Raw genomic sequence first — 26,702 nt, 5'->3', positions numbered from 1 at the left:
AAGCGGCCGGAGACAAGCTCAGGTTGTGTCGTGAGTCCTGTCAATTAATGTCTTAAGGGGGGACAAACAATTATGGATCTCAACTGGATGATGGCAGTTGCGGTTCTGCTTCCGCTCATATCCGGAATCCTGGTCTTCCTCATTCGCCAGTACCAGATCCGCGGCCTGATCGTAGTACTGACGGCAATCGCACTGATCATCAACTCCATCCTGTTCTTAAAGCGGGGCCCCTTTGAGTATACACCCGAAGGCTTCAACTGGGGTCTTGCCATTACGGTGCTTGATTATGTTATTCTTTTGTTTTATATCTACGCAGGTCTCAGTTTACGCAACTGGCTCGTCCTGATCTTTGCTCTCACCCAGATCGTCCCGCTTGCTTACTGGGAATTCGGAATGGGAGCACACGTCGAACTGGAGCCTGCCTTTGTTGTTGACCATCTTGCCGTCGTAATGACCCTGATCATCTCCATCATCGGATCGCTTATCTGTGTTTACGCCATCCGCTACATGTACGACCACGAACACCACCTGCACCTGGAGAAATCGCGGCAGTCGCGGTTCCTCTTCTGGCTGGTGATGTTCCTCGGCGCGATGAACGGGCTCGTTTTCGCGAACAACCTCTACTGGCTCTACTTCTTCTGGGAAGTGACTACCCTTTGCTGCTTCCAGTTGATCGCCCACGACCTGACCAAAGAGGCGATCAACAACGCCGCCCGCGCCCTCTGGATGAACTCGCTGGGTGGCACTGCTTTCGTCCTCGCAATGATCTACCTTTACGTGAACCACGGGGGAGCAGACGCCCTCTCCGTCCAGAACATCATCGGAGGAGGCATTTCTCAGGCCGCCGCCTTGCTGCCTGTAGCTCTTCTCTGCTTCACAGGATTCACTAAGGCAGCCCAGCTTCCCTTCCAGAGCTGGCTGCTGGGAGCAATGGTGGCGCCGACGCCGGTTTCCGCTCTGCTCCACTCCAGTACGATGGTGAAGGCCGGGGTCTACCTGGTAGTCCGGCTGGCGCCCGCCTTCTCCGAGACCTACCTCGGCATTATGGTTGCGCTTGTGGGAGCCTTTACCTTCCTGGGGGCCTCAGGGTTGGCCATCAGCCAGACCACAGGAAAGCGTGTGCTGGCTTACTCTACGATTGCAAACCTCGGCCTGATTATTGCGTGTGCGGGAATCAACACACCGCTGGCGATTGCCGCTTCGATCCTCCTCATTATCTTCCACGCCATTTCGAAGGGCCTCCTCTTTCTCTGTGCCGGCACCATTGAGCACATCATCTGGAGCCGGGAGATCGAGGACATGGAGGCTCTTGCCGAGAAGGCTCCGGTTACTACTTTCATTACGGCAATCGGGATCCTTTCCATGTTCCTGCCGCCCTTCGGAATGCTCCTCGCGAAGTGGATGGCCCTCGAAGCAGCCTACGTTATTCCTCTGGCGGCGTTTCTTTTTATCTTGGCCAGCGCTGCTACCATTGTCTTCTGGGCGAAGTGGCTCGGCCGGCTGCTTCAGGTCCTGCCGCGGTTGGGGCGGAAGCTTGAGTCCCTTTCCTTCAGCTACTCCGTGCCCCTGTGGCTGCTTGTGATCGGGATTTTCGTCATCGGGATCGGGGTTGCTCCGGTTTACCAGAAGTTCGTCCACTTTGCCGTGAACAACGTCGTCGCCGCCGAAAAGGTGTTTGCCGAGGGATGGAACATCCTGGTGCCCGGCGTCTCTGCCGTAACGGCTGCTCCTGCTCCTGCAGCTGGCGCCTACCCGGTCTGGCCGCTTTTCATCGTATTTGCGGTGGCGCTTTTGCTTCCCTTCCTCTTCCTGGCCTTGAAGCCCCATGAGCTGCGCCCTGTTTACATGTGCGGGGAGCAGGTGGGAGACACCGATACCGATGAGTGGCTGACTGCAGCCGACCAGAAGGCAAAGATCCAGCTGGGAGGCTACTACTTCCAGAACGTACTGGGAGAAGCGGCATTGAATCCCTGGGTGAACACCATTGCCATTGCCCTCCTCCTGATCCTCTTCGGCGTTGTATTGGGGGTGGTCTTAAAATGAACCAGTTCTGGATTGCTGTGATCGCCATTATCGTGGCTCCGATCATCGGTGGGCTCCTGGCCGGAATCGACCGGAAGATTACGGCCCGGCTCCAGGGGCGGTGGGGCCCTCCGATCATCCAGCCGTTCTACGATCTCTTTAAGCTGTTCGGGAAGAGCAGGATCGCGACAAGCAGGATGCAGCTGGTATGGATTTACGGTTACCTTGTTTTCATGATTACCTGTCTCGTCTTCCTGGTTTTGAAGCTGGACATTCTGCTGCTTGTCTTCCTGCTCGGGTTTGCGGGGGTCTGCTTCGTGCTGGGCGGCTTCAGCTGCAAGTCTCCCTACAGCCACTTCGGGGCAAACCGCGAGCTTTTGCAGATGCTTTCCTACGAGCCGGTTCTGCTGCTGACGGCCCTGGGGATTTACGCCCAGAACGGAAGCTTCATGATCAGCGAGATTTTCAACCGTCCCGAACCCCTGCTTGCTTCCCTGTGGCCGATCTTCATCGCCCTGCTGGTGATCCTGACGATTAAGCTGCGGAAGTCTCCCTTTGACATTTCGACTTCGCACCATGCCCACCAGGAGCTGGTCAAGGGAATCATGACCGAGTACTCGGGCCCGTACTACGCCCTGATCCAGCTTACCGAGTGGTACGAGATCGTGCTCCTGCTCGGAATCATCGCTCTGTTCTGGGCAAATCCGCTCTGGGTGGGAATTCTGATCGCCCTTGCGGCATTTGTCCTCGAGCTTTTCATCGACAACATCGCCGCCCGTATGACCGCGGGCTGGATGGTGCGGTTCAGCTGGGCGATCGGTCTGGTGCTGTGCATCTTGAACATCGCTTACCTTTACCTGATGAAGGGGGTGTCCTAAATGGGAATTATCCATACTTCCCGGATTAAATCGCCGTGGATTATGCATTTTGACAACAGCTCCTGCAACGGCTGCGACATCGAGGTTCTGGCCTGTTTAACACCCCTCTATGATGTGGAGCGCTTCGGGATTGTGAACATGGGGAACCCGAAACACGCCGACGTGCTTGTCATCACAGGACCTGTGAACTACCGGACGGCCCGGGTTTTGAAAAATCTCTATGCCCAGGTTCCCGACCCCAAGATGGTGATCGCTGTCGGCACCTGTGCCTGCAGCGGCGGGGTTTTCCACAACTGCTACAACATCCTGGGCGGCGTTGATAAGGTGGTTCCGGTTGACGTCTACGTGCCGGGTTGCGCCGCCCGCCCCGAGGCGATTATTGACGGTGTTGTACTGGCCCTGCAAAAACTTGCGAAGGCGCAGGGGGTGGCGAAATGATCGAGAATTTGAAGGAGATTAAAAAAGACCAGCTGCTTTCCGAAGTTAAAAAGTTCGCAGATGCGAAGGCAAGGTTCGTGACGGCGGTCTGCAACGACCTGGGCGACAGGCTGGAGGTCACCTACTGCTTCAACTACAGCCCGGGCATGGAGATGAGTTCTCTGCGGATCACTGTCGGGAAGGATGAAGAAGTGCCCAGCATTACCGGCATTTACCTGACTGCAGTTTTGATCGAAAACGAGATGAAAGAGTTGTTTGGCCTCAAAGTGAAGGACATCGCCATTGACTTCGGCGGCCACATGCTGCTCGCCCAGGACAGCCCGGTCCTGCCCATGCTGAAAACCGGAAAAGAGGCCGCCGGCGGGAAGGGGGGGGAATAAATGGCACCGCGTACAATAGCGCCGTTTGGCCCGCAGCACCCGGTTCTCCCGGAACCTGTGCAGTTGAAAATCACCTGTGAAGATGAAAAAGTGGTTGAGGTTGTTCCCGCCATCGGGTACGGGCACCGGGGAATTGAAAAGGCGTGCGAGCTGAACGAATATCCCAAAAACATTTACCTCTGCGAGCGGATTTGCGGGATTTGCAGCTGCATTCACGGCATTACCTACTGCGAGGTAGTAGAGAGGCTGTGGCCCCTGGAGATCCCGCCCCGCGCCAGGTACCTGCGCACCATCTGGTCGGAGATGAGCCGGACCCACAGCCACCTCCTGTGGCTCGGACTCCTGGCCGATGCCTTCGGGTTTGAGAGCATGTTCATGCAGTTCTGGCGGATCCGGGAAAAGGTTCTCGATCTTCTGGAGATGACAACAGGGCAGCGTGTGACGCAGTCCGTTTCCGTTGTCGGCGGCGTGCGCCGGGACATCAACGACGACCAGAAGAAGAAGTGCATCGAAGTCTTGAAAGAGGTGCGAAAAGAAGCGGAGGCCCTCATCAACGTTCTGGCCAACGATTATACCGTGAAGGCGCGCACTGTCGGAAAGGGCGTGCTCTCGAAAGAGCAAGCCATTGCTTTAGGTTGTGCCGGCCCGACGCTGCGCGGCAGCGGTGTGGCGGAGGACTGCCGGATGCAGAAGTACCAGGCTTACGGTGAACTGGAATTCGAGCCCATTGTGGAAACCGGCGGCGACAGCTACGCCCGGGCGATGGTGAGGGCAAGGGAAACGCTCCAGGCCATCGACCTGCAGCTGGAGGCTCTTGGCAAGATGCCTGAAGGCGAGATCAGCGTCAGGCCGAAGGGGAACCCGCCGGCAAACGAGGCAATTTTCAGAAGCGAACAGCCGCGGGGCGAAGTCTTCTATTACGCAAAAGGGAACGGCACCCGGAACCTGGAGCGCCTGCGTGTGCGGACACCGACCTATGCCAACATTCCGTCCCTGCTTGTCATGTTGCCCGGATGCGAGCTCGCGGACGTACCAGTGATCGTTCTCTCCATTGACCCGTGCATCAGCTGCACTGAGCGCTAGGAAAAGGGCGAATCTCAAAGGAGGTGGAGCACAATGCCGTTGATGCTGCCGACTGTTGTACGCAACCTTCTGGGGGGGCCTGCCACCAGGCTTTACCCCTTCCAGGTGAGGGAGCCTTTCACCCGGGCGCGGGGGCATATCGTGTTTGACGACAACAAGTGCATTTTGTGCGGCAACTGCGCCCGGCGCTGCCCGGCTGCAGCAATCGAGATCAACAAGGAGAAAAAGGAGCTGATCTTCTACCCGGCCCGCTGCATTATCTGCGAGGTTTGCGCCGAGGCCTGCAACAAAGATGCCATCACCGTGGAAGCGAAGTGGCGGAGCCCTTTCTACACCAAGCCCGTTGAGGTGCACCAGCCGAAGGGGAAAGAGAAGGCGTCGTAGCAGAAACCAGGTTGCTTCCCGGGAAGAGGAGAGTGGGCCCCTGTGAAAAGGGGCCCACTTTTTCGTTCGCCCAACATGTCTGCTGAGCCGATGGGTTGAAAGAAACCCTGTCGCCTAACCAGCGGGAAGACAATCCGTAGGCAAGGGTGTCGCCGGTAACGGCGGGATCTGAAGGAAGCCGAAGGAAGAAATGGAACGTAGCGCAAGCGAACCGGGGTTGGCTTCTCAGGTGGGTAACCTTGCGAAAAGTGGGAAAGCCCGAAGGCTGGATGACCTGAGGAGTTTGGACGGACGGGTTCATGTTCAGGCAGGCAGGCTTAATTGGGGAAGCCCTGTATCATCCAGGCCAGACCTGGTAAGCTCGAACAAGCCGGGAGGCAAGGGAGAGAAGAAGTGGTGCAGGGTGGCAGATGAGTCCGTAGTAGTGATGAACCTTCAGCCAATGAAAGCCGGTAACGGACTGGAGGGTAAAACTGAAGGGACAGCATCCGAGAGATGCTGGGCCAAAGGAGCCAAAAGTTCCTCTGGTTGCGAAGGGACGAAGGCAAACCAAAGCGTGCGACCGCGGATCGAACGAACATGGGAGAAGACAACTGAGGCTGAGATGCCAAGGGGAACGGGGCATCCGGGGGTGACGAGCCGGCTGGAGCTTTCGTCCGCTCAGCAGATTATCGGAGCAGAGCGCGGTAGATTGCCTTAGAGCTAGAGACGCCGTGCGAACTTTGAGAAGGAACTGCAACCATGCGAGGGAGAGACGCAGGGAGTACGGCGAGATGCGGGAGAAGAGATGAAGTACTACAGCCTAATAGACAAAGTATACCGTATTGAGAACCTGAAGAAGGCATACGGTGCCGTCAAGGCGAACAATGGTGCTCCCGGGGTAGACGGGGAGACCGTGCGAGCCTTCGGCGAGAATCTAGACGATGAAATAGCCAAACTTCATCTTGAACTCAAGACCGGGACGTACAGACCAAGCCCAGTCCTGAGGGTGGAGATACCCAAGCCGGATGGAGGGAAGAGGCTGCTTGGGATACCTACCGTTAGGGACAGGGTAGTCCAGCAAGCACTGTTAAACGTACTTCAGCCAATCTTTGACCAAGACTTTCACCCGTCAAGCTATGGATACCGACCGGGGCGTTCCTGCCAGCAGGCAGTAGCCAAAGCCGAGAGGTTCATGAACCGGTATGGACTTACACATGTAGTAGACATGGACCTCTCCAAGTGCTTTGACCGTCTTGACCATGACCTAATTCTTCAGGGAGTGAACCGGAAAGTCAGCGATGGTTCTGTGCTGCGATTAATCCGGTTGTTCCTGGAGGCTGGCGTCATGAGGGACGGGGTCTTTGAAGGGACTGAAGTAGGGAGTCCACAAGGTGGTGTAATATCACCCCTTCTCACCAACATCTATCTGGACTATTTTGACCGGGCGATGAAAGAGAGGGGTATTCGCATAGTTCGCTATGCGGACGATATTCTCATCTTTGCCAGGACACCCCGGCAGGCGGAAAGGTACATGAAGACTGCCTATGAAATCCTTGAAGGCGAGCTCAAACTCGTTGTCAACAAGGAAAAGACGCGTATAACCAGCGTCTATGAGGGTGTAGCCTATCTTGGGTTTATCATCTACCCCAAGAATGTGGGCATTCACCCCAAGAAAATAAAGGCCTTCAAAGAGGCTATCCGCCAGCTGACGCCCCGGAACCATGGCATGAATGTGGAGGAAATGGTCAGGAGGCTTAACCCCATCCTGCGGGGGTGGATTAACTACTTCCGCATAGCGAACTGCAAGAGAGTACTTCGCGAGCTCATGGGATGGATACGTCGACGGCTCCGAATGAAGAAGATGCTGGAGTGGAAGACCTGGAAGGCGTTTCATAAAGCCCTTCGCCGTCGAGGTTACAAAGGGGAATTTGAGAAGATATCCATGCGAAGATGGAGAAACTCAGCCAGTCCTCTCGTTTCGATGGCTCTTCCAAACACCTGGTTTGACGAAATCGGTTTAGTTAACCTCGAGAGATATGAGGTTGGCATCTTGCATCGTTATTATGAAAGCTAACGACTGAGGTTTGCCAGGAGCCGTGTACGTGGCCCGTACGCACGGTTCTGTGAGAGGGACAGCGCTAGACTGATTACCTAGCGCTGCCCTACTCGATTGTTCGCCCAACATGTCTGCTGAGCCGATGGGTTGAAAGAAACCCTGTCGCCTAACCAGCGGGAAGACAATCCGTAGGCAAGGGTGTCGCCGGTAACGGCGGGATCTGAAGGAAGCCGAAGGAAGAACATGGAACGTAGCGCAAGCGAACCGGGGTTGGCTTCTCAGGTGGGTAACCTTGCGAAAAGTGGGAAAGCCCGAAGGCTGGATGACCTGAGGAGTTTGGACGGACGGGTTCATGTTCAGGCAGGCAGGCTTAATTGGGGAAGCCCTGTATCATCCAGGCCAGACCTGGTAAGCTCGAACAAGCCGGGAGGCAAGGGAGAGAAGAAGTGGTGCAGGGTGGCAGATGAGTCCGTAGTAGTGATGAACCTTCAGCCAATGAAAGCCGGTAACGGACTGGAGGGTAAAACTGAAGGGACAGCATCCGAGAGATGCTGGGCCAAAGGAGCCAAAAGTTCCTCTGGTTGCGAAGGGACGAAGGCAAACCAAAGCGTGCGACCGCGGATCGAACGAACATGGGAGAAGACAACTGAGGCTGAGATGCCAAGGGGAACGGGGCATCCGGGGGTGACGAGCCGGCTGGAGCTTTCGTCCGCTCAGCAGATTATCGGAGCAGAGCGCGGTAGATTGCCTTAGAGCTAGAGACGCCGTGCGAACTTTGAGAAGGAACTGCAACCATGCGAGGGAGAGACGCAGGGAGTACGGCGAGATGCGGGAGAAGAGATGAAGTACTACAGCCTAATAGACAAAGTATACCGTATTGAGAACCTGAAGAAGGCATACGGTGCCGTCAAGGCGAACAATGGTGCTCCCGGGGTAGACGGGGAGACCGTGCGAGCCTTCGGCGAGAATCTAGACGATGAAATAGCCAAACTTCATCTTGAACTCAAGACCGGGACGTACAGACCAAGCCCAGTCCTGAGGGTGGAGATACCCAAGCCGGATGGAGGGAAGAGGCTGCTTGGGATACCTACCGTTAGGGACAGGGTAGTCCAGCAAGCACTGTTAAACGTACTTCAGCCAATCTTTGACCAAGACTTTCACCCGTCAAGCTATGGATACCGACCGGGGCGTTCCTGCCAGCAGGCAGTAGCCAAAGCCGAGAGGTTCATGAACCGGTATGGACTTACACATGTAGTAGACATGGACCTCTCCAAGTGCTTTGACCGTCTTGACCATGACCTAATTCTTCAGGGAGTGAACCGGAAAGTCAGCGATGGTTCTGTGCTGCGATTAATCCGGTTGTTCCTGGAGGCTGGCGTCATGAGGGACGGGGTCTTTGAAGGGACTGAAGTAGGGAGTCCACAAGGTGGTGTAATATCACCCCTTCTCACCAACATCTATCTGGACTATTTTGACCGGGCGATGAAAGAGAGGGGTATTCGCATAGTTCGCTATGCGGACGATATTCTCATCTTTGCCAGGACACCCCGGCAGGCGGAAAGGTACATGAAGACTGCCTATGAAATCCTTGAAGGCGAGCTCAAACTCGTTGTCAACAAGGAAAAGACGCGTATAACCAGCGTCTATGAGGGTGTAGCCTATCTTGGGTTTATCATCTACCCCAAGAATGTGGGCATTCACCCCAAGAAAATAAAGGCCTTCAAAGAGGCTATCCGCCAGCTGACGCCCCGGAACCATGGCATGAATGTGGAGGAAATGGTCAGGAGGCTTAACCCCATCCTGCGGGGGTGGATTAACTACTTCCGCATAGCGAACTGCAAGAGAGTACTTCGCGAGCTCATGGGATGGATACGTCGACGGCTCCGAATGAAGAAGATGCTGGAGTGGAAGACCTGGAAGGCGTTTCATAAAGCCCTTCGCCGTCGAGGTTACAAAGGGGAATTTGAGAAGATATCCATGCGAAGATGGAGAAACTCAGCCAGTCCTCTCGTTTCGATGGCTCTTCCAAACACCTGGTTTGACGAAATCGGTTTAGTTAACCTCGAGAGATATGAGGTTGCATCTTGCATCGTTATTATGAAAGCTAACGACTGAGGTTTGCCAGGAGCCGTGTACGTGGCCCGTACGCACGGTTCTGTGAGAGGGACAGCGCTAGACTGATTACCTAGCGCTGCCCTACTCGATGCATCCGGCAGAAAGAGCTCCAAAAAGAAAGATAATTATTATTAAAATTTGACAGGGATTTTTGTGATGGTTTATATTTATAAGTAAGCTGCAGAGATACCTTTTAACCGAAGAGGAAAAGTTCAGGCTCCCTGGATCTAAACTTGGGATTTCAAAAGGGCGGGCGGTGTAAGAAATGGAGAAACAAACAAGAATGACCAGACAGAAGAGGCTGATCCTGGACATTTTGAGAAGCACGAAAACACATCCTACCGCAGACTGGATCTACGAGCAGGCGAAGCGGCAGATTCCCAATATTAGCCTGGGAACGGTTTACCGGAACCTCAAGGTCCTAAAGGAAATGGGAGAAATCATGGAGCTGGACTACGGCAGCACCTACAGCCGTTTTGACGGAAACCCCCTGAACCACTACCATTTCAGCTGCCTGGAATGCGGCCGCGTCTTCGACGTCCCCCTTCCCCTCAAGGAAAGCCTGGAGGCCGAGGCTGCTGCCGCCATGGAGGGGGCCGAGGTGGATGCCCACCGCCTGGAATTCTACGGCAGGTGCGCGGCCTGCGCCCGCCAGGAGAGAGGCACCCGTATCAATGAATAGTCTAGAGAGGTCTTTCGCCTCCATACAGATCCTCCTCATATTTCCGGGAGCCTTCTGAAGGTCCGTTTTTAACCATTCCAATTAATTTTCAAGAGGATCATCTGGTCCTCCCCGTAGCTGATCTTTCTCTGGCAATGTAATACCCAGCAATTTGAAAAGCTGCTTTCTTTCATTTGGCGAAAATTTTTTTATCTCATCGGCCAAACGCTCAATGGACATAAACTTTCCCTCCTTAATACATAATGAAAAGCGTGAACCTCGTTTTGTTTTCCCTACCATGGCCTAATTATACCATTAGAGCATTTGTTTGGTACATAATAATTGCCCTCTAACGGCAACTGCCCCTATCCTACCCCACGTTATCCGTGAGTGAGCCATTTCCCTTTAAGCAAGAATTTTAAATGAGCGATCGCGCGGGCTGTTGTCCGGGAAAAGGATAAGGAGTATAATTAGTGGGGGTGATTAAATGTTCAATATCGGGCCGTGGGAACTGATATTAATTCTGGTGGTTGTTCTCATTGTGTTTGGCCCCGGCCGCCTGCCTGAAGTGGCGCGCTCCCTGGGAAAGGCGGTCAGCGAGTTCCGGAAGGCGTCCTCAAGCGTCCAGCGGGTTTGGGACGAGGTCGCCCGGGAAGCCTCCCAGGTCAAACCCCAGGCCCCTGCAGCGCCCTCGCAGGCTGCGCAAACCGGCGCGGAGGAGGGGGGCGAGGCGGGAGGCGCCCCGGGAGAAAAGGCCTCTTGATGCAAAGAACAATGACTTTGGAGGGAAGAGGATGAACCTGAAACGCAACCGGCTGCTGGTAGGCGTGATTCTGCTGGCTTTTGTCGCCGGCATTGCCTTCACCGGAGGGATCCTGTTTGCTTCAGGCAAGCTCTGGTTGAACCCGGTCGGGGCGGCCCTGAAAGCCCCCCTGGAAGGCGGCTCCGGAGAAAACCAGGGGGTGAGCCTGCCCGGGGTGGGGCCGAATGCCATCGCCGAGATCGTTGCCAGGGCGGGGCCTGCGGTTGTGATGATCGAAACCGTTGCTTCTACCCGGGAGTTCGACCCGTTTTTTAACGATCCCTTCTTCCGGGAGTTCTTCGGGCGCCAGTTTCTTTTGCCCGAAACCAGGGTCCGGCAGGGGCTGGGCTCGGGTTTTATCATTTCCCGCGACGGCTACATCCTGACCAACGAGCACGTGGTCAGCGGCGCTCAGCAGATCATGGTGACGATTACCGGAAGATCGAAGCCGGTTCAGGCGCGGATTGTTGGGTCAGACCGGGAGCTTGATCTCGCGGTCCTGAAGGTTGATGCAGGTTCGAATTTACCCACTTTGAAGCTGGGAAACTCCGACCGGATTGCGGTGGGGAACTGGGTGATTGCCATCGGCAACCCCTATGGCCTTGACCACACCGTTACGGTGGGTGTGATCAGCGCCAAGGGGCGCCCTATCACGGTTGAGGACCGCAGCTACCGGAACCTCCTCCAGACCGATGCCTCGATCAACCCGGGGAACAGCGGGGGGCCCCTTTTGAACCTCCAGGGAGAGGTGATCGGGATCAACACCGCAGTCAGCGCCCAGGCCCAGGGGATCGGTTTTGCCATTCCCAGCAACACGGTGCAGTCGGTGCTGGATGACCTGATCAAGAAGGGAAAGATCAGCAGGGGCTGGCTGGGCGTCGAGATCCAGGAGGTAACTCCGGCAATCGCCGAGTACTTCGGTTTGCCCCTTCCGGAGGGGGTTTTTGTCAGGAACGTTGTTTCTGGGGGGCCGGCGGCTCAGGCCGGCATCCGCCGGGGAGACATTATCATCGCCTGGAACGGAGAAAAGGTAAAGAATACCGATGACCTGCTCGAAAAAATCTACCGGGCAGGGCCGGGCAAAAAGGTCCAGATCACGGTCTGGCGCGACCGCCGCACCGTTCAGGTTTCGGCTGTCCTGGGGGAACGCTGATCCGGTTTCCCTGTCTTCACCCTTCCTGCCCGGCTCTTCAGAGCAAGCCCGGGCCTTTCTTTTTAACGGAGAAAGAGAAATATTAAGCCGGAGGGAAGGCCGGTGCCTCCGCTTGTTTTGATAACCCTGGCTTGGGGGGCAGGGATTGCCCTCGCTTATGCCGGGGCCGGTATTCCCCGCCCGGTTGCGCTGGGGGGAAGCTTCTTCTTTTTAATCGCCGCGGCCTGGAGCTTCTGGCGGGGAAGGCGGGAAACTCCGCTTTTTCTTCTCTGCTGCTTCTGTTCTGCAGGCTGCGCCTGGGCGGAGCTCAACCGGGTTGTTCTTCCCCCCGATCTGAAATCCTTCCTGGGCCACTATGTCGAACTCCAAGGGACCGTTGCAGGGAGGCCTGTAGTTTACCCGGACCGGGCGGTCTTCATCCTCCGGGACCCGGTTGTCGAACTCGGCGGGGAGGTCCGGCGGCCCCCGATAAAAATTCAGGCCGTTTTTTACCCTCCTGCTTCCTCCGGCAGGGAAGGGACGCCGGAGGCGGCGCGCCCCGCAAGCCTGGCCAAAAAGCTGCTGCCGGGGGACAGGGTGATGTTCCGGGGACGGCTCGATTTCCCTGCCGGGGCGGCAAACCCGGGGGATTTCGATTACCGGGAATACCTGGCGCGCCGCGGCGTTCTTTGCCGGCTGGAGGCCCGGGATTTGCCGCTCGTCCTCGGGTCGGGGGAGAAGGATTTCAGGTGTCTTCTGCTCCGTCTTGCCGCCCGGGCCCGCCTCCGGATTGAGAGGGGAATCGAGGAAGGGCTGCCGGACGGCCAGGCCTCGTTCTTGAAGGGGGTGCTGCTCGGGGCGAAGGAGGAGATCACACCTGAAGACCAGGAGGTTTACCGGCGCACCGGGGTGATGCACCTCTTTGCCGTTTCGGGGCTCCATTTAGGTTTCGTCCTCTTCTTTTTCCTCGCCCTGGCCGGGCTGCTGCGTCTCGGGCGCGGCTTCACCTTTCTCTTAACGGCTTCTGGACTTTTGGGTTATGCCGCTCTGGTGGGATTTCCCTCCTCGGTGAACAGGGCGGCGGTGATGGGCCTCACCGGAACGGCGGCCCACCTGTGGCACCGGCGCAAAGACATGCTGGCCTCCCTTGCCCTCGCCGCCTTCGTTATTTTGCTCTGCAATCCCGGGGCGCTCCTCGACCCCGGTTTCCAGCTCTCCTTTGCCGCGACCTGGGGAATATTTTCGCTCACCGCGCCCCTGGGTGCGTTTCTTCCCCTTCCCCGGGGGTGGAAAGAGGCTGTTGCCATTCCCCTGGCGGCCCAGCTGGCGGTGCTTCCCCTGACGGCCTTCTATTTCCAGCAAATTTCCTTATTAGGGTTGGTGGCGAATATCCTGGTGGTTCCCCTTGCCGGCCTCGTGGTCAACCTGGGGCTGGCCGGGATGCTCCTCTCCCTCCTTCACGGGTCTTTGGGAGGCCCCTTTTTTACCGCCGCCGGCGCCCTTGCCCTCCCCGTGCAGGGCCTGCTTGGAGTTCTTGCCGGCGCCCCCGGGGGAGCCCTGGCCGTCCCGGCTCCCCCCTGGTGCCTTACGGCTGCCTGGTTTGCCCTGCTGGCGCTTTTCGGCTGGAGCCTCCGCGCCGGGAGCGAGGTCTCCTTCCCCCATTTCCGCTTCCGTTCTCCTGCGCGCCGCTGGCTGCCTCTCTCCCTGCTGGGGCTTGTCCTGACGGCGTTCTGGCTGTACTGGGGGCCGGGCCTGGGCGGCGCCCCGGGCCGGCTCCGGGTTACCTTTATAAATGTCGGGCAGGGGGACGCCGTCCTGCTGGAGATGCCCAACGGGCGCAGGCTGCTGGTGGACGGCGGGGGGAAGCCGGCCTTCAGCCGGTCCTCTTTCGACCCGGGGCGGCATGTTGTCGTTCCCTACCTCACCAGGCAGGGGATCCGCCGGCTTGACCTTGTGGTTAACTCCCACCCTCACGAGGACCACCTGGGGGGCCTGCTGGCGGTTCTTGAAAATCTTCAGGTGAAGGAGGCGGCTGCTCCCCCCGTCGCCCATCCCACTCCTTTATGGTTGGAATTCGAGGCCCTGCTGGAAGAGAAGCAGATCCCCCTGCACCGGGTGAGGGCGGGAGCAGTTTTCCATCTCGACCCGAGAGTAGAAATCGCCGTCATCCATCCCCCCTCCCGGCTTCTTGCGGGGACGCGGAGCGACCTGAACAACAACTCTCTTGTTCTGCACGTTAAATACGGGAGCATTGCCTTTTTACTGCCGGGGGATATTGAGCAGGAGGGGATGGCAGCCCTTGAGGAGGCGGTGCGGCGCGGCTCTCTGAACCGGGAGCTCCTTCAGGCCGTGGTCCTGAAGGCCCCCCACCACGGGAGCGCCACCAGTATCTCCCAGGAGTTTGCCGGCCTCGTCAGGCCGGAGGTGGTGGTGGTCTGCGTGGGCCCCAACCCCTTCGGCCACCCTGCACCCGAAGCCTTAAGGTTCTGGGAGAAGCAAAAAGCAAAGGTGATGCGCACCGACCTTCACGGCGCGCTCACCTTTGAGACAGACGGAAAGAGGCTTCTTTTTCGGGCCGGTTTTTCGCCCCGGCAATCAGTCGCCGAAGCTGATTCCGATGGCCCGCGCCGCCTGGACCAGCTGGCTCTCCGGGGGGACGCGCCGGAGCTGCCTGGTGGCTTCCGCAAGGGGTACGGCGGCGATCTCCTCCCCCTTCAGGGCCACCATGAAGCCGGTGCGCCTTTCCAGGGCAAGCTCTGCTGCGGCAACACCGAAGCGGGTGGCAAGCACCCGGTCGAGGGGGGAGGGTGAACCCCCCCGCTGGATGTGGCCCAAAACCGTCACCCTGGTTTCGATCCCCGTTTCCCTTTCGATCATTTCCCCCACCACCTGCCCGATCCCGCCCAGGCGCACGGGATCTCCACTCCCTTTGATTCTCTCCCGCACCACGCGCCGGCCGCCGGGGGCAGGGGTGCCCTCGGCAACCACGATGATGCTGAACATTTTCCCCTCCTCCTGCCTCTCTTTGATCTTGGCGACGATTTTCTCCAGGCGCCAGGGGATTTCGGGGATGAGAATCACATCCGCCCCGCCGGCGATCCCGCTCCACAGGGCGATCCAGCCGGCGTAGCGCCCCATCACCTCCAGCACCATTACCCGGTGGTGCGACTCTGCTGTTGTGTGGAGCCTGTCCAGGGCCTCGGTGGCGGTCGCGACGGCGGTGTCAAAGCCGAAGGTCCGGTCGGTTGCGGCAAGGTCGTTGTCGATGGTCTTGGGGACCCCGACAAGAGGAGCCCCCTTTTCCGTCAGTTCCCGGGCGATGGAAAGGGTGCCGTCTCCGCCGATCACGATGACCGCGTCCAGGTTCAGCGACCGCAGGTTTTCCAGCAGGGTTGGGGTTGCATCCCGGTAGGTGGTTTTTCCCCCGGAAGTCGCGACGGGGTAGCGAAAGGGGTTGTCCCTGTTGTTGGTGCCCAGGATCGTTCCCCCCCGGTGCAGAAGGCCGGAAATCGCGGCCCTTTCCAGGGGGATCCAGTCCCGCCTGATGACTCCCCGGTAGCCGTCCTTAAAGCCGATTACCTCTACACCCCGCGCCAGCAGGGTTTTGGCTGCAGCCCGGATCACGGCATTGAGCCCCGGGCAGTCTCCCCCGCCTGTTAAAATTCCGACCCGCATCGATCATCCTCCTGAAGCTGCATTTTTCCTGGGATTCAATTATACCACATCAGGCGGAAATAATTGCCTTTCCTCCTCCCGCACCCTGGCCGGTTCCAATTTAGAGGGGAAAGGCATAAGTTAAAGGGAGGTGCAGGAAGGGGGCCGCTGGCCCCACCAGTCTGGTTGCAGGGAGGGGATGAGTTGGGCAAAATCAATTTCGCGGAAATGTTCCGGCAGCTTCAGGCCTCCGGGTTGCCGCCGGATGCCTCTCATATCGGAGAGTTTCTCCGCGGCATGGGAGTTTCTCCGGAGAATCCGGAAGCGGCCAAAAAACTGCTGGAACAGGCGGGTCTCGGCGAGCAGGAAATTCAGGAGAAGAAAAACATCATTTCTTTAATCAACCGGATGACAGCCGGTTTGAGCGGTGAAACGCGCCGGCAAATGTCTCAGGTTGTCGAGCAGACTCTCCAGCAGCTGGGATGCGAGGAACTCCCTCAGGATCTTGCGGAGTTCCTCGAACATTGGAAAGGGCCTGCCGAATAAAGCCGAATAAAGATATGCGGCCCTGGCAAACGCCAGGGCCTTTTTGTGTTTCTTCTTTGGGGCCACCATTATGCTTCGGCAGGAGTCGATGCCCTGATGGGGAAGAAGCAGAAGCAGCAGAAGAAGATGATAATGATAATAATAATGATGATAATCCACCAGAAGAAACCGGGATCCGGGCTTTCAAATTTCGCCATAAGGGAGACCTCCTTTTTAAATGGGCTTACTTAAAACAAGAAGAAGAGAAAGAAAAAGAAGAAGATGATAATGATGATCAGGATGATCCACCAGAAGAAACCGGGATCCGGACTTTCCATTTTTGGCATACGGTAACCCTCCCTTTCTGAACCTTTTTTCAAGCCTGCTCTCAACGGCGATGGTGAAGAAGAGGAGAAAGATTGGTACAATGATAATGATCAAGAGGAAGACAATCCACCTGTGCCGTTTGAGAGCTCCCTTCCTGTCGGGAATCAAGAAGCTCCACCTGCTTTTCTAATATATGAAGCAGGTTGGGAAGGGGTTCCATTTGGAGGGACTTAAAATAAAAAAGGAGTGGGCATTTTAATGAAGGCTGCACCAGACTGCATTCCGTGCTATTTAAAACAGGTGCTCTCTACTTTGAGAGCCGCCGGGGCCAACGAATCCGAGCAGCGCCGGATTCTCTACTCCCTGTTTCCTTTAATTTCGCGGCTTGATCCGGAGAAGAGCCCGGCGGAAAACTCTTCTCTTGTTTTGTTTGAAGCCTACCGCCTCCTGGGAGAAAGCGACCCTTTTTCAGAAGCGAAAGCTGCTTCGAACCGGCTCGCCCGCAGCTTCCTTCCCGCCCTGGAGCGGGTTATCGGCTTCAGCGAGGACCCGCTCCTCACCGCCTGCAGGGTGGCCGTTGCCGGAAACGTGATCGATATGGGGATCATGCCCGGTTTTGATGTGGGAGCGAGCATTGAGGAGGAGCTTGCCCGCAGTTTCAGCCGCTGCGATTACGGCCTTTTGCGCGCTTCTCTCCAGGAAGGGGGCACCCTGGTCGTGATCGGGGATAACAGCGGGGAAATCTATTTTGACTATCTGCTTCTTGCCCGGCTCCGGGAGTTTACGAAGGATCTCTACTACGTTGTAAAAGGCGGCCCCATCCTCAATGACGCCACCCTTGCCGATGCCGAAGAGGCGGGGATACCGCTGCTGGCCCGGGTGGTTCCGACCGGAAACAACTACCTGGGGATCATTCCGGAGCTGTGCAGTGATGATTTTGTTTCCCTGGTAAGAAGGGCGCATCTTGTCCTTTCGAAAGGACAGGCCAACTACGAAACCCTGGAGGGGACCTCTTTTGCCGGAACGAAGACCTTCTTTCTGCTCCGGGCGAAGTGCCCTGTTGTTGCCGGTTGCCTGGGTGTAAAGCTGGGAGAATCGGTCCTCGTCCAGAACCGGGTCCGGGAAGGGGGATGAAGGAATGCCCGTTTTATCTTATCAGGAGGCCGGGGAAAGGCTGGCGCGGGGGGATTTCCCCCACCTTCTCCTGCTGCACGGGGAGGAGTTCCTGGCACGGGAACTGATCTGGAGGCTCCGGGCCCGGCTTGAAGCCCAGGGGGAGTCCCTTGACTGGCTGGAGTGGGAGGGGGAGGCGGGAGAAAGGGAGCTTGCTGCAGCTCTCGCAACCCCTTCCTTTGGTCATACCAGGCGCCTTGTGGTGGCCGGAGATCCCCCTCTTTCCGTAATAGCACGCTATTTAGAGGCAAGCAATCCCTCTCTGGTTCTGGTTTTGCTTTTTAAAACAAAGATTAAGCCGGCCGAGCAGGTTTACCGTATTGGGGAGGAGAAGGGCTGGGTTGTGGAGTGTGCTCCGCTCCGGGGAAAAGAGCTGCTGCGGTGGATGCAGGAGGAGGCCCGCTCCCGCGGCAAAGAGCTTCCCCCTGCCGCCGGGGAGTACCTGCGCTTCTTGTGCGGGGACAACCTGGCGCAGATCCGCCAGGAAATTGAAAAAGCCTCCCTTTTCCTCGGCCCCGGACGAAGGGCAATTACTGTTGCTGTGCTCGAAAAGGTTGGGAGCCGCACTGCAGGGCGAAGCGTTTTTGAACTGGTTGATTCCCTTGCAGAGCGCAAGGCGGAAGCAGCCAGGGAGGTGCTCGCCGATCTTTTGGGCCAGGGGCATCCCCCGGCGCTCCTGGTTTCCCTTTTGTCTCGCCACTTCCTGCAGCTTCTGGAGGCGGCCTGTCTTCAGAAGGAGGGGGTTCCTCCCTCCCGGATCCCGGAGGTCATGGAGATTCACCCCTACGCCGCAAAGAAGCTGCTGAAGCAGGCTAATTACTACCGGATCGAGGAGATCGAAGAGATCCTTGCCTCCCTCCTCCTTCTCGACCGGGCAATTAAGGAGGGAAGGGGCGCCCCCCGGCTGCTGCTGGAGGCAGGGTTGGGCGAAATCTGCATGAAAAAACCCCTTGCCCTGGGGCGCAAGAGGTAATTTTGAGGGCTTAGGCCGGCATTTCCCTTTCACCCTGCCGGAAAAAGGCCTTTAATTTTCTTGCAAGCTGCGCCTTTTTGCGGTCCCTCAGGTTGGGGTGAATGATCCCCTTGGATGCGGTCTTGTCGATCAGGCGGATCGCATTTTTGAAAGCAGCTTCGACTCTGGTCTCTTCTCCTGATGCGAGCGCCTCTTCGAACCTTTTAATGGCGGTTTTCATGGCCGATTTTCGGGAGGCATTCCGGAGCGTGCGGATCCTGGCGATCCGGGCTTTCTTCATTGCAGAGCGGTTTTTTGCCACCGTTTCACCTCCTTCATCCCAGGGTTGAACTTGCCCGAGCACCATTAATCCTAACATGGCCGCGTCAAAATTGCAAGCATTCTTTCCCTTCCGGCGGCCATGTATAATTGCCTCCGGGATCAGGCAAAGTAAATCAGGGACGAAATCTTTAAGGGGGGTATTACATGATCGTTGGCGCGGTTGTCCGTTTTATTGTTGCGGCGCTTGTCCTTCTCCTGGTGAGCTGGCTCCTGCCCGGTTTTTCCGTGGCGGGATTCCGGGGGGCGCTGGTGGCGGCATTGATCATCGCGGTGCTGGGGTATGCGGTGGAAGCTGTTTTGGGAAGAAGAATTTCTCACCGCAACCGGGGGATCGTCGGTTTTTTCGTCTCGGCGGCGGTTATCTATTTTGCCCAGTTTATCATCCCCCATTACCTTACGGTTTCGGTTTTGGGAGCGCTTCTGGCTGCCGTGGTGATCGGGGTGCTCGATGTTTTTGTCCCCACTCCGCTCCGCTCCCCTTGAAAACGGGCCCGAAATCTTTTCTTTCTCCACCGTGAGGGGTGGAGCTTTTTTGTGCATATTTTGCCACAAGCTGGAATAAGATCGTTGGGAGCAGGTGGGACGGGGAGGCAGAAAGATGCTGGAGCAGTTTTCGGTTGCCCGGGAGGCCCCGGGCCGGAGGCTGAAATTTTTCCTGGTTTTCCTCCTCTTCCTGTTCGGGTGGGGGGCGGCAGGGGTCTTCTGGGGGTTTTTAAAGCCGAACCTCCCCTGCGCCGTCCTGCTGGCCCGGGGGCTGGGAAATCACCCGGGCCAGGTTTGGGAGCAGGCGGCACTCTCGGCTGTGTTTTCCATAACCGGGGTGAACCCCGGGTACCTGCCGGGAATCCTGGAAAAGGGGCTTCCTGCCGTGCCTGCAAAAGAGGCCGGAACCGCTCCTGCCTTTGCCGGAGGCACCGCCGGCCGGGAGGGGGAACACCCGCTCCAGGATGAGGAGTCTGCCGGGAACCCCGTAGATTTCGCAAACCGGCCTGTGGAAGCTGCCTTCTATCACACCCACAACGCAGAAACCTATCTTCCGCTCCACGGCAAGAGCAAGCTCCAGGGAGAAAACGGAGGGGTGAGCCTGGTTGCCGGGGAAATGGCAAAGGTTTTAGAGGAGGCGGGGATCAGGTCGATCCACGACCTGACCGTTCACGACCACCCCGACTTTCCCACCTCCTACATCAAGTCTGAAGCGACGGCCCGGCGCCTGGTGCGGGAAAACCCTGCCCTGAAGGCCCTCGTGGATGTGCACCGGGATGCGGGGCTGAGCAAAAAGGAGACCGTCAGCGTTGGGGGCCGGGAAGTTGCCCGGATTCTGCTGATTGTAGGGAACGGGGAGCGGCTGCCGAACCCGCACTGGCGGGAGAATTACGCTTTTGCCCAGGAGATTGCCCACCGGCTTGAGGAAAAATACCCCGGCATCTTGAAGGGGGTGAGGCTTAAGCCGGGGCGCTACAACCAGCACCTTTCCCCGAGGGCCCTTCTCGTGGAAGTGGGGAGCGACCGGAATACGCTGGAGGAGGCCCTGGGGGCGGCCCGCTGTTTTGCCGCCGTTCTTGCAGAACTGATCCGGGAAGACAGGGCCGGTGAATACTTCGGTGCAGAGGGGGAATCTTAGTTAAAAAAGCACAGGAGGTGGTTGAATTGGAGAGGTTGCAGCGCCTGACGGTGGTCCTCGCCCTCGCTTTGCTGCTGGTGGGTGGGCTCAACCTTACGGCGCGCGCGATCCAGCAGGTCGAGGGCGGGGAAAAGAAGTTCCTTGCCCTCGACCTGAAAAAACGGGAGATCGTGGTCTTCGGGCATCCTTACCGGGTCGGGGCGCTGCTGGACCGGGGGAGAAGCAGCCTTGCCCGCCTGCTGGAGGCGGTCCCTCTCCCCGAACTGAAGTAGCCGCAGCCGGGGCTTTTTTTAAAGGGCACAAAGTGGTAATATCTACTTTAGGTGCCCTGAATTTTTTTTAACAGGAAGAGAGGAGAGCAATGTCGGAACGCGAGCAGGTCGCCCGGGCTGCGGGGATCATCACTGTAGCCATGATTCTCTCCCGGGTCCTCGGTTACGTTCGGGACCTCGCACTCTACGCCCAGTTTGGGCAAAACAGAATCACCGATGCCTACAACGCGGCCTTTTCAATTCCCGATTTTCTCTATATGATCCTGGTGGGAGGGGCCTTGAGTTCCGCCTTTATCCCTGTTTTCGGGGGCTATGTGGCCACCGGGCGGGAGGAGGAGGGGTGGCGCGTTGCGAGCAGCCTGGCCAATCTGGTGATCCTGCTGCTCCTGCTGGGGATCGCCCTGGGTCTTGTTTTCACTCCCCAACTCGTCCGCATCCTGGTGCCCGGCTTCGATGCCGGAGAAATCGGCCTTACCGTGCGCCTCACCAGGATCATGCTCTTCCAGACCTTTTTCATGGGTTTGAGCGGGGTTACGGTTGGGATTCTGAATTCTTACAAGCATTTTGCGACACCCGCCCTGGGCTCGGTTCTCTACAACCTGGCCGTAGTCCTGGTGGGCTGGACGCTGGCCCCCTACCTGGGAATTGCGGCGTATTCTCTTGGGGTCGTCCTGGGAGCGGTCCTGAACTTTGCTGTTCAGCTTCCCCCCCTCTTCAGGCTCGGCCTCCGCTACCGTCCTGTGCTTGAGCTGAAACACCCCGGGGTCAGGCAGATCGGGGCTCTTGTCGTTCCCGTCCTGGTCGGGCTCTCGGTCTCCCAGTTCAACCTCTTTGTCAGCCAGAACCTGGCCTCCGGGCTGCCGGGCGGGCTCCTCGCGGCCCTCAAGACCGCCCAGCGCCTCATGCAGCTGCCCCTGGGGATTTTTGCGGCAGCAATCGGAACGGCAATCTTCCCCACCTTAACAGGACAGGCGGCGCGCCGGGAGTGGGCGCAATTCCGCCGCACCGCCTCCCTCGGGATCAGGACCGTCAATTTTTTGACGATCCCTGCGGCTGCCGGTTTGATTGCGCTCGGCCTGCCTGTCATCCGGCTCCTTTTCGAAGCCGGAAAATTTACGCCGGAAAACACGCAGGCTACCGCAACCGCCCTGTTCTACTATTCTTTCGGGATCGTCGGGTACTCCGGCGCCCTGATTTTAAACAGGGTCTATTATGCCCTGAAGGATACGAGGACCCCGGTCCTTGTGGGGGTTGCCACGGTTTTTCTGAACCTGATTTTGAATCTTCTGCTGGTGAGGGTCTTGGGGCATGGCGGGCTCGCCCTCGCCTACTCGGTTGTGGGAATCGTCAACATGGTTGTCCTGATCCTGCTCCTGCGGGTTAAGATCGGGCATGTCGACGGGAGGCGGATCCTCCTTTCCGGCGCCGGCGCCCTGGTTTCGGCTCTGGCAATGGGGGGAGCGGCCTGGCTGCTGGTGGGGCGCCTGGAGGAGATCCTCGGTACGGTTTCGAAGCTTTCCCAAGCGGCTGCGGTAGGGGCAGGAATAGGGGCGGGAGTTGCGCTTTATCTTGTGTTTGCCTTTCTCCTGCGCCTGGAGGAGTTGAGGCTGGCACTGGAGATGATCGGGAGGCGCCTGAGCTCGTTCAGGGCCGCCCGCGCCCTTGCCGAAAGAAGGTGAGAGCATGGATCAGAATCTGATCAGGAACTTCTGCATCATTGCCCATATCGACCACGGAAAATCCACCCTGGCAGACCGGCTTCTCGAGATCACAGGGGCGATCGACCCCCGCGAGATGGTGGACCAGGTTTTGGACCAGATGGAGCTGGAGCGGGAGCGGGGGATCACGATTAAGCTCCAGCCCGTCCGCCTGCGCTACCGGGCGCGGGACGGGAAGGAGTATCTCTTGAACCTGATTGATACACCGGGACACGTCGACTTCAGCTACGAGGTATCCAGGAGCCTAGCGGCCTGCGAAGGGGCGCTCCTGGTGGTTGACGCCACTCAGGGGGTCGAGGCCCAGACCGTTGCCAACGCTTACCTGGCCCTCGAGGCCGGTCTCGAGATCATCCCTGTGATCAACAAGATCGACCTCCCCGGTGCGGAGCCGGAGCGGGTTGGGCGCGAGGTTGAGGACGTGCTGGGATTGGAGGCGGAGGGCGCCCTGCATGTTTCGGCGAAGGAGGGTTGGGGCATCCGGGAAGTCCTGGAGGCCCTGATCCGGCGGGTTCCTCCCCCGCGCGGGGAAAGGGAGGCGCCCCTGAAGGCTCTGATTTTCGATTCTCATTTTGATCCGTACAAGGGGGCGATTTCCTACATCCGCGTTTTCGCGGGATGCGTCCGGCGGGGCATGAAGATTCAGATGATGTCCACCGGAAAGGTTTTCGAGGTTTCTGAGGTGGGGATCTTTACGCCCGACCTCATGCCGCAAGAAGAGCTGGGCCCCGGAGAGGTCGGCTACCTGGCGGCCGGGATCAAGAATGTCGAGGACACCAGGGTCGGAGATACCATCACCGGGGCCGACCGGCCGGCAGACCGGCCGCTCCCGGGCTACCGGAGGGTTCCTCCTGTTGTCTTCTGCGGGCTGTACCCGGTTGACCCCGGGGATTACGAGTCGCTCCGAAACGCCCTGGGCAAATTGAAGTTGAACGACGCCGCCTTGCAGTACGAGCCGGAGACCTCGGCCGCCCTGGGCTTCGGCTTCCGCTGCGGGTTTCTCGGTCTGCTCCACATGGAAATCGTTCAGGAGAGGCTGGAGCGGGAGTACGGGCTGGATCTCGTCACAACCGCCCCCAACGTGGTTTACAGGATCACCAGGCGAAGCGGAGAGGTTGTGCTTGTGGACAACCCCGCCTGCTGGCCGGGCCCCGGCGACATTTCCCTCATCGAGGAGCCCTACGTCCGGGCGACGGTGATCACCCCGGCGGACTGCCTGGGCGCGGTCCTGGATCTTCTCCAGGAAAGGCGCGGGGAGTTCAAAGAAATGAACTACCTCTCTCCGGCGCGGGTCCAGGTGTGCTATGAACTCCCCCTTGCCGAAATCATCTTTGACTTCTTCGACCGCCTCAAGTCCCGGACGCGCGGCTATGCCTCGCTTGACTACGAGCTGACCGGCTACCGCCCGGCGGACCTGGTAAAACTCGACTGCCTGGTGCACGGCGAGGTTGTCGATGCCCTTTCTGTGATCGTTCACAGGGATCGGGCATACACCCGGGCGCGCGCCCTGGTGGAAAAGCTGAAAGAGCTGATCCCCCGGCAGCTGTTCGACGTTCCGATTCAGGCTGCGGTGGGGGGGAGGGTTGTCGCCCGGGAAACGGTCAAGGCCCTGCGGAAAAATGTGCTGGAAAAGTGCTACGGCGGGGATGTCACGAGAAAGCGGAAGCTCCTGGAGAAGCAGAAGGAGGGCAAGCGCCGGATGAAGCAGATCGGAAGGGTGGAAATTCCCCAGGCGGCCTTTCTTGCCGTCCTGCGGATTGACGGGGAGTAGAGAGCAGTGCAGCTCGCCCTTTATCTTCACCTCCCCTTCTGCGTGAGAAAGTGCACCTACTGCGCCTTTAACTCCAGACCCCTCCCGCCCGGGGGAGCCGGGGAGGACCTGCTCCGGCGCTATCTGGGCGCTCTCGAAGCAGAACTCCGCCTTGCCGCCGCTTTTACGGGGAAGCAGACTTTAAGGTCGATTTACTTCGGAGGAGGTACCCCCACCCTTCTTGCGGCCCCGGATCTGATCCATATTTTGGAGCAAACCACCAGGTATTTTAACTGGTCTCCGGCAATAGAAATAACGGTAGAGGCCAACCCCGGCACCGTTTCCCGGGCCAAACTCAGGCCCCTCCGGGAGGCCGGGGTCAACCGGATCTCGCTCGGCGCCCAGTCCTTTAACCCCGGAGAGCTGCGGCTGCTCGGCAGGGTTCACGGGGTGAGGGAGATTTACGCCTCCTGCCGGGATGCCCGCGCTGCCGGTTTCGAGAATCTCAGCCTCGACCTGATCTACGGAATCCCGGGCCAGACGCCCGCTGCCTGGCGGAGAAGCCTGCAGCAGGCCCTCGCCCTCGGCCCGGAGCACCTTTCGGTCTACGGCCTCATCCTGGAAGAGGGAACCCCCCTTGCCGGGGAGGTTGCCGCCGGGAGGCTCGAGCCCTGCAGCGAAGAGGATCAGCTTGCCATGTGGGAGGCCACAGCGGAACTCCTTGCCGCAGCCGGGTACGAGAGGTACGAGATCGCCAGCTTTGCCCGCCCGGGCCGGAGGTGCCGGCACAACCTGGCCTACTGGAGGAACCGGCCCTATCTGGGGATCGGGGCGGGAGCACACGGGTATTTTGGTGGGGTCCGGTATGCCAACCATGCGGATGTGGAACGGTATCTTCAGGCGCTGGCAGAGGAAAGGCTTCCGCGCGCCTGGGAGGAAAACCAGACGCCTGAACAGGAGCGGATCGATACCATTATTATGGGGCTGCGCCTCACCCGGGGCCTGTCCCTGCGCGCCTTCAAGGCGCGCTTTGGAGTTGCCTTTACGGAGCTTTATCGCTGTGAGCTGGACCGCCTCGCCCGGGCGGGGCTGATCGAAGCAGACGAAACGTCGGTTTTCCTCACCCCCAGGGGGCGCCTGCTTGCCAACTACGTCCTTGCCCACTTCGTTTAAGGGCAAAGCCCTGGATGCGGGCGGCTCGCCCCCGGCTGCTGCTATTGACAAAAGCGCGGCCTGGTGGTATTTTGATGCTAGGATTTTTAGCACTCAAGTCTCCAGAGTGCTAATTTGCAAAGGTGGTGGCGCCGGTGATCCTGAACGAGCGAAAGGAGCGGGTGCTCGAAGCAATTGTAGAAGATTATATCATGACTGCGGAACCTGTGAGTTCGCGCGCCATCGCACGCAAGTACCAGCTCGGCGTCAGCCCTGCAACAATCCGCAACGAGATGGCCGACCTTGAGGAAATGGGGCTGATCGAACAGCCTCATACTTCAGCAGGCCGCATTCCTTCCCAGCAGGGCTACCGCTACTACGTGGACCGGCTCATGCGAAAAAGCTGTTTAACGGCGCGGGAGGAGACGCTGTTCCGGGCGCTCTTTGCTCAGCAGGCCTGGGAGGTCGCAATGATTACGCAGAAGACCATCAAGCTGGCGACCCAGCTTACGGACTACCTGGCCTTTTTGTCGGGTCCCCAGCTTGCCCACGCTGCTTTGCAGCGGATTCAGTTCATCCCGCTGGCTCCCGAAAAGGCTCTTCTCGTCATCGTTGCCGAAACCGGGTGGGTTGAGAGCAAAATTGTCGATCTCCCTGTAGGGGTTTCTTCCGGGGAGCTCGAGCGGATCACGCAGGTTTTCAATGCCTACTTTCGGGGGATGAATTTTGCCCAGATTACCCGGACCGTTTTGCAGAGCGTTTACGACGAACTTTCCAGACAGCGCCAGATCATCGACCTCACCCTGGAGATCATCGAATCTGTTCTGAACCGGGAGTCGGGTGAGGGGCTCTATGTGGGAGGAGCGCGCAATATCCTCAAGCAGCCCGAGTACAGAGACATCAGGAACGTGCGGCAGCTTTTGGATCTTGTTGAAGAAGAGAGCATTTTCCGGACTCTTTTAACGGAAACCGAACCGACGGGGATCAACGTGAAGATCGGAAAGGAAAACAAATACAGCGAAGTCCAGAATTACAGCGTCATCACTGCCGCCTATACACTGGGGGGGAACGTGGTTGGCGCCTTTGGCCTCATGGGCCCCATGAGGATGAACTACGCGCGGGCAATTGCCATTGTGGAGTATATTACCCAAACCCTCTCCGAACTCCTCTCGCGGTCGTGTTCTTTGTGATCGGTAAAGATCTCTGAAAGCCGCTTGAGCCTGGACGGGGTGAGGCAAGAAGGGACTAAAAAGTCCCTTTCTCAAGTTTATAGGCAGGGGGCGGGG

Annotated in this window: 24 protein-coding genes and 1 pseudogene; 22 read left to right on the top strand and 3 right to left on the bottom strand. The window is 58.2% G+C overall.

The window, feature by feature from the left end; translation table 11 throughout:
• Positions 1–87: 87 nt before the first annotated feature.
• From HPY58_06280 to HPY58_06240, 9 genes are all read left to right on the top strand, one after another.
• The gene (locus HPY58_06280) at positions 88–2,043 is read left to right on the top strand and encodes an NADH-quinone oxidoreductase subunit L (protein ID NPV29262.1); all 1,956 of its coding nucleotides are present in this window, start codon (positions 88–90) and stop codon (positions 2,041–2,043) included.
• Complete coding sequence (locus HPY58_06275) at positions 2,040–2,900, top strand: NADH-quinone oxidoreductase subunit H (protein ID NPV29261.1); 861 nt, start codon at positions 2,040–2,042, stop codon at positions 2,898–2,900. The genes HPY58_06280 and HPY58_06275 overlap by 4 nt, the downstream gene beginning before the upstream one ends.
• Positions 2,901–3,338, top strand: coding sequence for an NADH-quinone oxidoreductase subunit B family protein (locus HPY58_06270; protein NPV29260.1), 438 nt, complete (start codon positions 2,901–2,903; stop codon positions 3,336–3,338).
• Positions 3,335–3,718 (top strand): NADH-quinone oxidoreductase subunit C, encoded by a 384-nt coding sequence (locus HPY58_06265; GenBank protein ID NPV29259.1) that lies wholly within the window; start codon positions 3,335–3,337, stop codon positions 3,716–3,718. Before HPY58_06270 ends, HPY58_06265 begins: the two co-directional genes overlap by 4 nt.
• Complete coding sequence (locus HPY58_06260) at positions 3,719–4,801, top strand: NADH-quinone oxidoreductase subunit D (GenBank protein NPV29258.1); 1,083 nt, start codon at positions 3,719–3,721, stop codon at positions 4,799–4,801.
• A gap of 33 nt (positions 4,802–4,834) precedes the next feature.
• Positions 4,835–5,185: a 4Fe-4S dicluster domain-containing protein gene (locus tag HPY58_06255; protein ID NPV29257.1), complete on the top strand. Its 351-nt coding sequence runs from the start codon at positions 4,835–4,837 to the stop codon at positions 5,183–5,185.
• A gap of 787 nt (positions 5,186–5,972) precedes the next feature.
• Positions 5,973–7,241, top strand: coding sequence for a group II intron reverse transcriptase/maturase (gene ltrA, locus HPY58_06250; protein ID NPV29256.1), 1,269 nt, complete (start codon positions 5,973–5,975; stop codon positions 7,239–7,241).
• A gap of 822 nt (positions 7,242–8,063) precedes the next feature.
• On the top strand, positions 8,064–9,338 hold the full coding sequence (ltrA, locus tag HPY58_06245) for a group II intron reverse transcriptase/maturase (protein ID NPV29255.1): 1,275 nt from the start codon (positions 8,064–8,066) through the stop codon (positions 9,336–9,338).
• Positions 9,339–9,603: 265 nt separating this feature from the next.
• Complete coding sequence (locus HPY58_06240; GenBank protein ID NPV29254.1) at positions 9,604–10,020, top strand: transcriptional repressor; 417 nt, start codon at positions 9,604–9,606, stop codon at positions 10,018–10,020.
• Between the two features lies 1 nt (position 10,021).
• On the opposite strand, the pseudogene HPY58_06235 reads toward HPY58_06240, so the two are convergent.
• Positions 10,022–10,239, bottom strand: a pseudogene (locus tag HPY58_06235) (hypothetical protein).
• 247 nt (positions 10,240–10,486) lie between these two features.
• Between HPY58_06235 and HPY58_06230 the strand changes: the two are divergent.
• Positions 10,487–10,762, top strand: a complete 276-nt coding sequence (locus HPY58_06230; protein ID NPV29253.1) for a twin-arginine translocase TatA/TatE family subunit — start codon at positions 10,487–10,489, stop codon at positions 10,760–10,762.
• A 31-nt stretch (positions 10,763–10,793) separates the two neighbouring features.
• A complete protein-coding gene (locus HPY58_06225; GenBank protein ID NPV29252.1) occupies positions 10,794–11,954 on the top strand; it encodes a PDZ domain-containing protein in 1,161 nt (386 codons plus the stop codon).
• Positions 11,955–14,528: 2,574 nt separating this feature from the next.
• Here HPY58_06225 and HPY58_06220 read toward each other — a convergent pair.
• Positions 14,529–15,608 carry an ATP-dependent 6-phosphofructokinase gene (locus tag HPY58_06220; protein ID NPV29251.1) on the bottom strand — a complete coding sequence of 360 codons (1,080 nt, stop codon included), beginning with the start codon at positions 15,606–15,608 and terminating at the stop codon, positions 14,529–14,531.
• Positions 15,609–15,791: 183 nt separating this feature from the next.
• Between HPY58_06220 and HPY58_06215 the strand changes: the two genes are divergently transcribed.
• From HPY58_06215 to holA, 4 genes are all read left to right on the top strand, one after another.
• Positions 15,792–16,133: a hypothetical protein gene (locus HPY58_06215; protein ID NPV29250.1), complete on the top strand. Its 342-nt coding sequence runs from the start codon at positions 15,792–15,794 to the stop codon at positions 16,131–16,133.
• Positions 16,112–16,480 (top strand): hypothetical protein, encoded by a 369-nt coding sequence (locus tag HPY58_06210; GenBank protein ID NPV29249.1) that lies wholly within the window; start codon positions 16,112–16,114, stop codon positions 16,478–16,480. Before HPY58_06215 ends, HPY58_06210 begins: the two co-directional genes overlap by 22 nt.
• A gap of 217 nt (positions 16,481–16,697) precedes the next feature.
• Positions 16,698–17,573 (top strand): DUF89 family protein, encoded by an 876-nt coding sequence (locus HPY58_06205; protein NPV29248.1) that lies wholly within the window; start codon positions 16,698–16,700, stop codon positions 17,571–17,573.
• Positions 17,574–17,577: 4 nt separating this feature from the next.
• Positions 17,578–18,585, top strand: a complete 1,008-nt coding sequence (gene holA / locus HPY58_06200; GenBank protein ID NPV29247.1) for a DNA polymerase III subunit delta — start codon at positions 17,578–17,580, stop codon at positions 18,583–18,585.
• Between the two features lie 10 nt (positions 18,586–18,595).
• On the opposite strand, the gene rpsT is transcribed toward holA, so the two are convergent.
• Positions 18,596–18,886 (bottom strand): 30S ribosomal protein S20, encoded by a 291-nt coding sequence (gene rpsT, locus HPY58_06195; protein NPV29246.1) that lies wholly within the window; start codon positions 18,884–18,886, stop codon positions 18,596–18,598.
• A gap of 167 nt (positions 18,887–19,053) precedes the next feature.
• Between rpsT and HPY58_06190 the strand changes: the two genes are divergently transcribed.
• From HPY58_06190 to hrcA, 7 genes are all read left to right on the top strand, one after another.
• Positions 19,054–19,389 carry a phage holin family protein gene (locus HPY58_06190; protein ID NPV29245.1) on the top strand — a complete coding sequence of 112 codons (336 nt, stop codon included), beginning with the start codon at positions 19,054–19,056 and terminating at the stop codon, positions 19,387–19,389.
• Between the two features lie 115 nt (positions 19,390–19,504).
• Positions 19,505–20,527, top strand: coding sequence for a stage II sporulation protein P (locus HPY58_06185; GenBank protein NPV29244.1), 1,023 nt, complete (start codon positions 19,505–19,507; stop codon positions 20,525–20,527).
• Positions 20,528–20,553: 26 nt separating this feature from the next.
• A complete protein-coding gene (locus HPY58_06180; GenBank protein NPV29243.1) occupies positions 20,554–20,799 on the top strand; it encodes a hypothetical protein in 246 nt (81 codons plus the stop codon).
• Between the two features lie 89 nt (positions 20,800–20,888).
• Positions 20,889–22,478, top strand: a complete 1,590-nt coding sequence (gene murJ, locus HPY58_06175) for a murein biosynthesis integral membrane protein MurJ (protein ID NPV29242.1) — start codon at positions 20,889–20,891, stop codon at positions 22,476–22,478.
• A 4-nt stretch (positions 22,479–22,482) separates the two neighbouring features.
• Complete coding sequence (gene lepA, locus HPY58_06170) at positions 22,483–24,285, top strand: elongation factor 4 (GenBank protein NPV29241.1); 1,803 nt, start codon at positions 22,483–22,485, stop codon at positions 24,283–24,285.
• A gap of 6 nt (positions 24,286–24,291) precedes the next feature.
• Positions 24,292–25,437, top strand: a complete 1,146-nt coding sequence (gene hemW, locus HPY58_06165) for a radical SAM family heme chaperone HemW (protein NPV29240.1) — start codon at positions 24,292–24,294, stop codon at positions 25,435–25,437.
• A gap of 134 nt (positions 25,438–25,571) precedes the next feature.
• Complete coding sequence (gene hrcA, locus HPY58_06160; protein ID NPV29239.1) at positions 25,572–26,606, top strand: heat-inducible transcription repressor HrcA; 1,035 nt, start codon at positions 25,572–25,574, stop codon at positions 26,604–26,606.
• Positions 26,607–26,702 lie beyond the last annotated feature (96 nt).

The organism is Bacillota bacterium (assembly GCA_013177945.1).
Taxonomy (GTDB): domain Bacteria; phylum Bacillota; class DSM-12270; order Thermacetogeniales; family Thermacetogeniaceae; genus Ch130.
This window is presented reverse-complemented; position numbering and strand designations above follow the sequence as displayed.

What these genes read in the sequence shown, in the direction of transcription:
- HPY58_06280 (NPV29262.1), top strand. Translation starts at nt 88, where the DNA reads ATGATGGCAGTTGCGGTTCTGCTTCCGCTCATATCCGGAATCCTGGTC.
- HPY58_06275 (NPV29261.1), top strand. Translation starts at nt 2,040, where the DNA reads ATGAACCAGTTCTGGATTGCTGTGATCGCCATTATCGTGGCTCCGATC.
- HPY58_06270 (NPV29260.1), top strand. Translation starts at nt 2,901, where the DNA reads ATGGGAATTATCCATACTTCCCGGATTAAATCGCCGTGGATTATGCAT.
- HPY58_06265 (NPV29259.1), top strand. Translation starts at nt 3,335, where the DNA reads ATGATCGAGAATTTGAAGGAGATTAAAAAAGACCAGCTGCTTTCCGAA.
- HPY58_06260 (NPV29258.1), top strand. Translation starts at nt 3,719, where the DNA reads ATGGCACCGCGTACAATAGCGCCGTTTGGCCCGCAGCACCCGGTTCTC.
- HPY58_06255 (NPV29257.1), top strand. Translation starts at nt 4,835, where the DNA reads ATGCCGTTGATGCTGCCGACTGTTGTACGCAACCTTCTGGGGGGGCCT.
- ltrA (NPV29256.1), top strand. Translation starts at nt 5,973, where the DNA reads ATGAAGTACTACAGCCTAATAGACAAAGTATACCGTATTGAGAACCTG.
- ltrA (NPV29255.1), top strand. Translation starts at nt 8,064, where the DNA reads ATGAAGTACTACAGCCTAATAGACAAAGTATACCGTATTGAGAACCTG.
- HPY58_06240 (NPV29254.1), top strand. Translation starts at nt 9,604, where the DNA reads ATGGAGAAACAAACAAGAATGACCAGACAGAAGAGGCTGATCCTGGAC.
- HPY58_06230 (NPV29253.1), top strand. Translation starts at nt 10,487, where the DNA reads ATGTTCAATATCGGGCCGTGGGAACTGATATTAATTCTGGTGGTTGTT.
- HPY58_06225 (NPV29252.1), top strand. Translation starts at nt 10,794, where the DNA reads ATGAACCTGAAACGCAACCGGCTGCTGGTAGGCGTGATTCTGCTGGCT.
- HPY58_06220 (NPV29251.1), bottom strand. Translation starts at nt 15,608, where the DNA reads ATGCGGGTCGGAATTTTAACAGGCGGGGGAGACTGCCCGGGGCTCAAT.
- HPY58_06205 (NPV29248.1), top strand. Translation starts at nt 16,698, where the DNA reads ATGAAGGCTGCACCAGACTGCATTCCGTGCTATTTAAAACAGGTGCTC.
- holA (NPV29247.1), top strand. Translation starts at nt 17,578, where the DNA reads ATGCCCGTTTTATCTTATCAGGAGGCCGGGGAAAGGCTGGCGCGGGGG.
- HPY58_06185 (NPV29244.1), top strand. Translation starts at nt 19,505, where the DNA reads ATGCTGGAGCAGTTTTCGGTTGCCCGGGAGGCCCCGGGCCGGAGGCTG.
- murJ (NPV29242.1), top strand. Translation starts at nt 20,889, where the DNA reads ATGTCGGAACGCGAGCAGGTCGCCCGGGCTGCGGGGATCATCACTGTA.
- lepA (NPV29241.1), top strand. Translation starts at nt 22,483, where the DNA reads ATGGATCAGAATCTGATCAGGAACTTCTGCATCATTGCCCATATCGAC.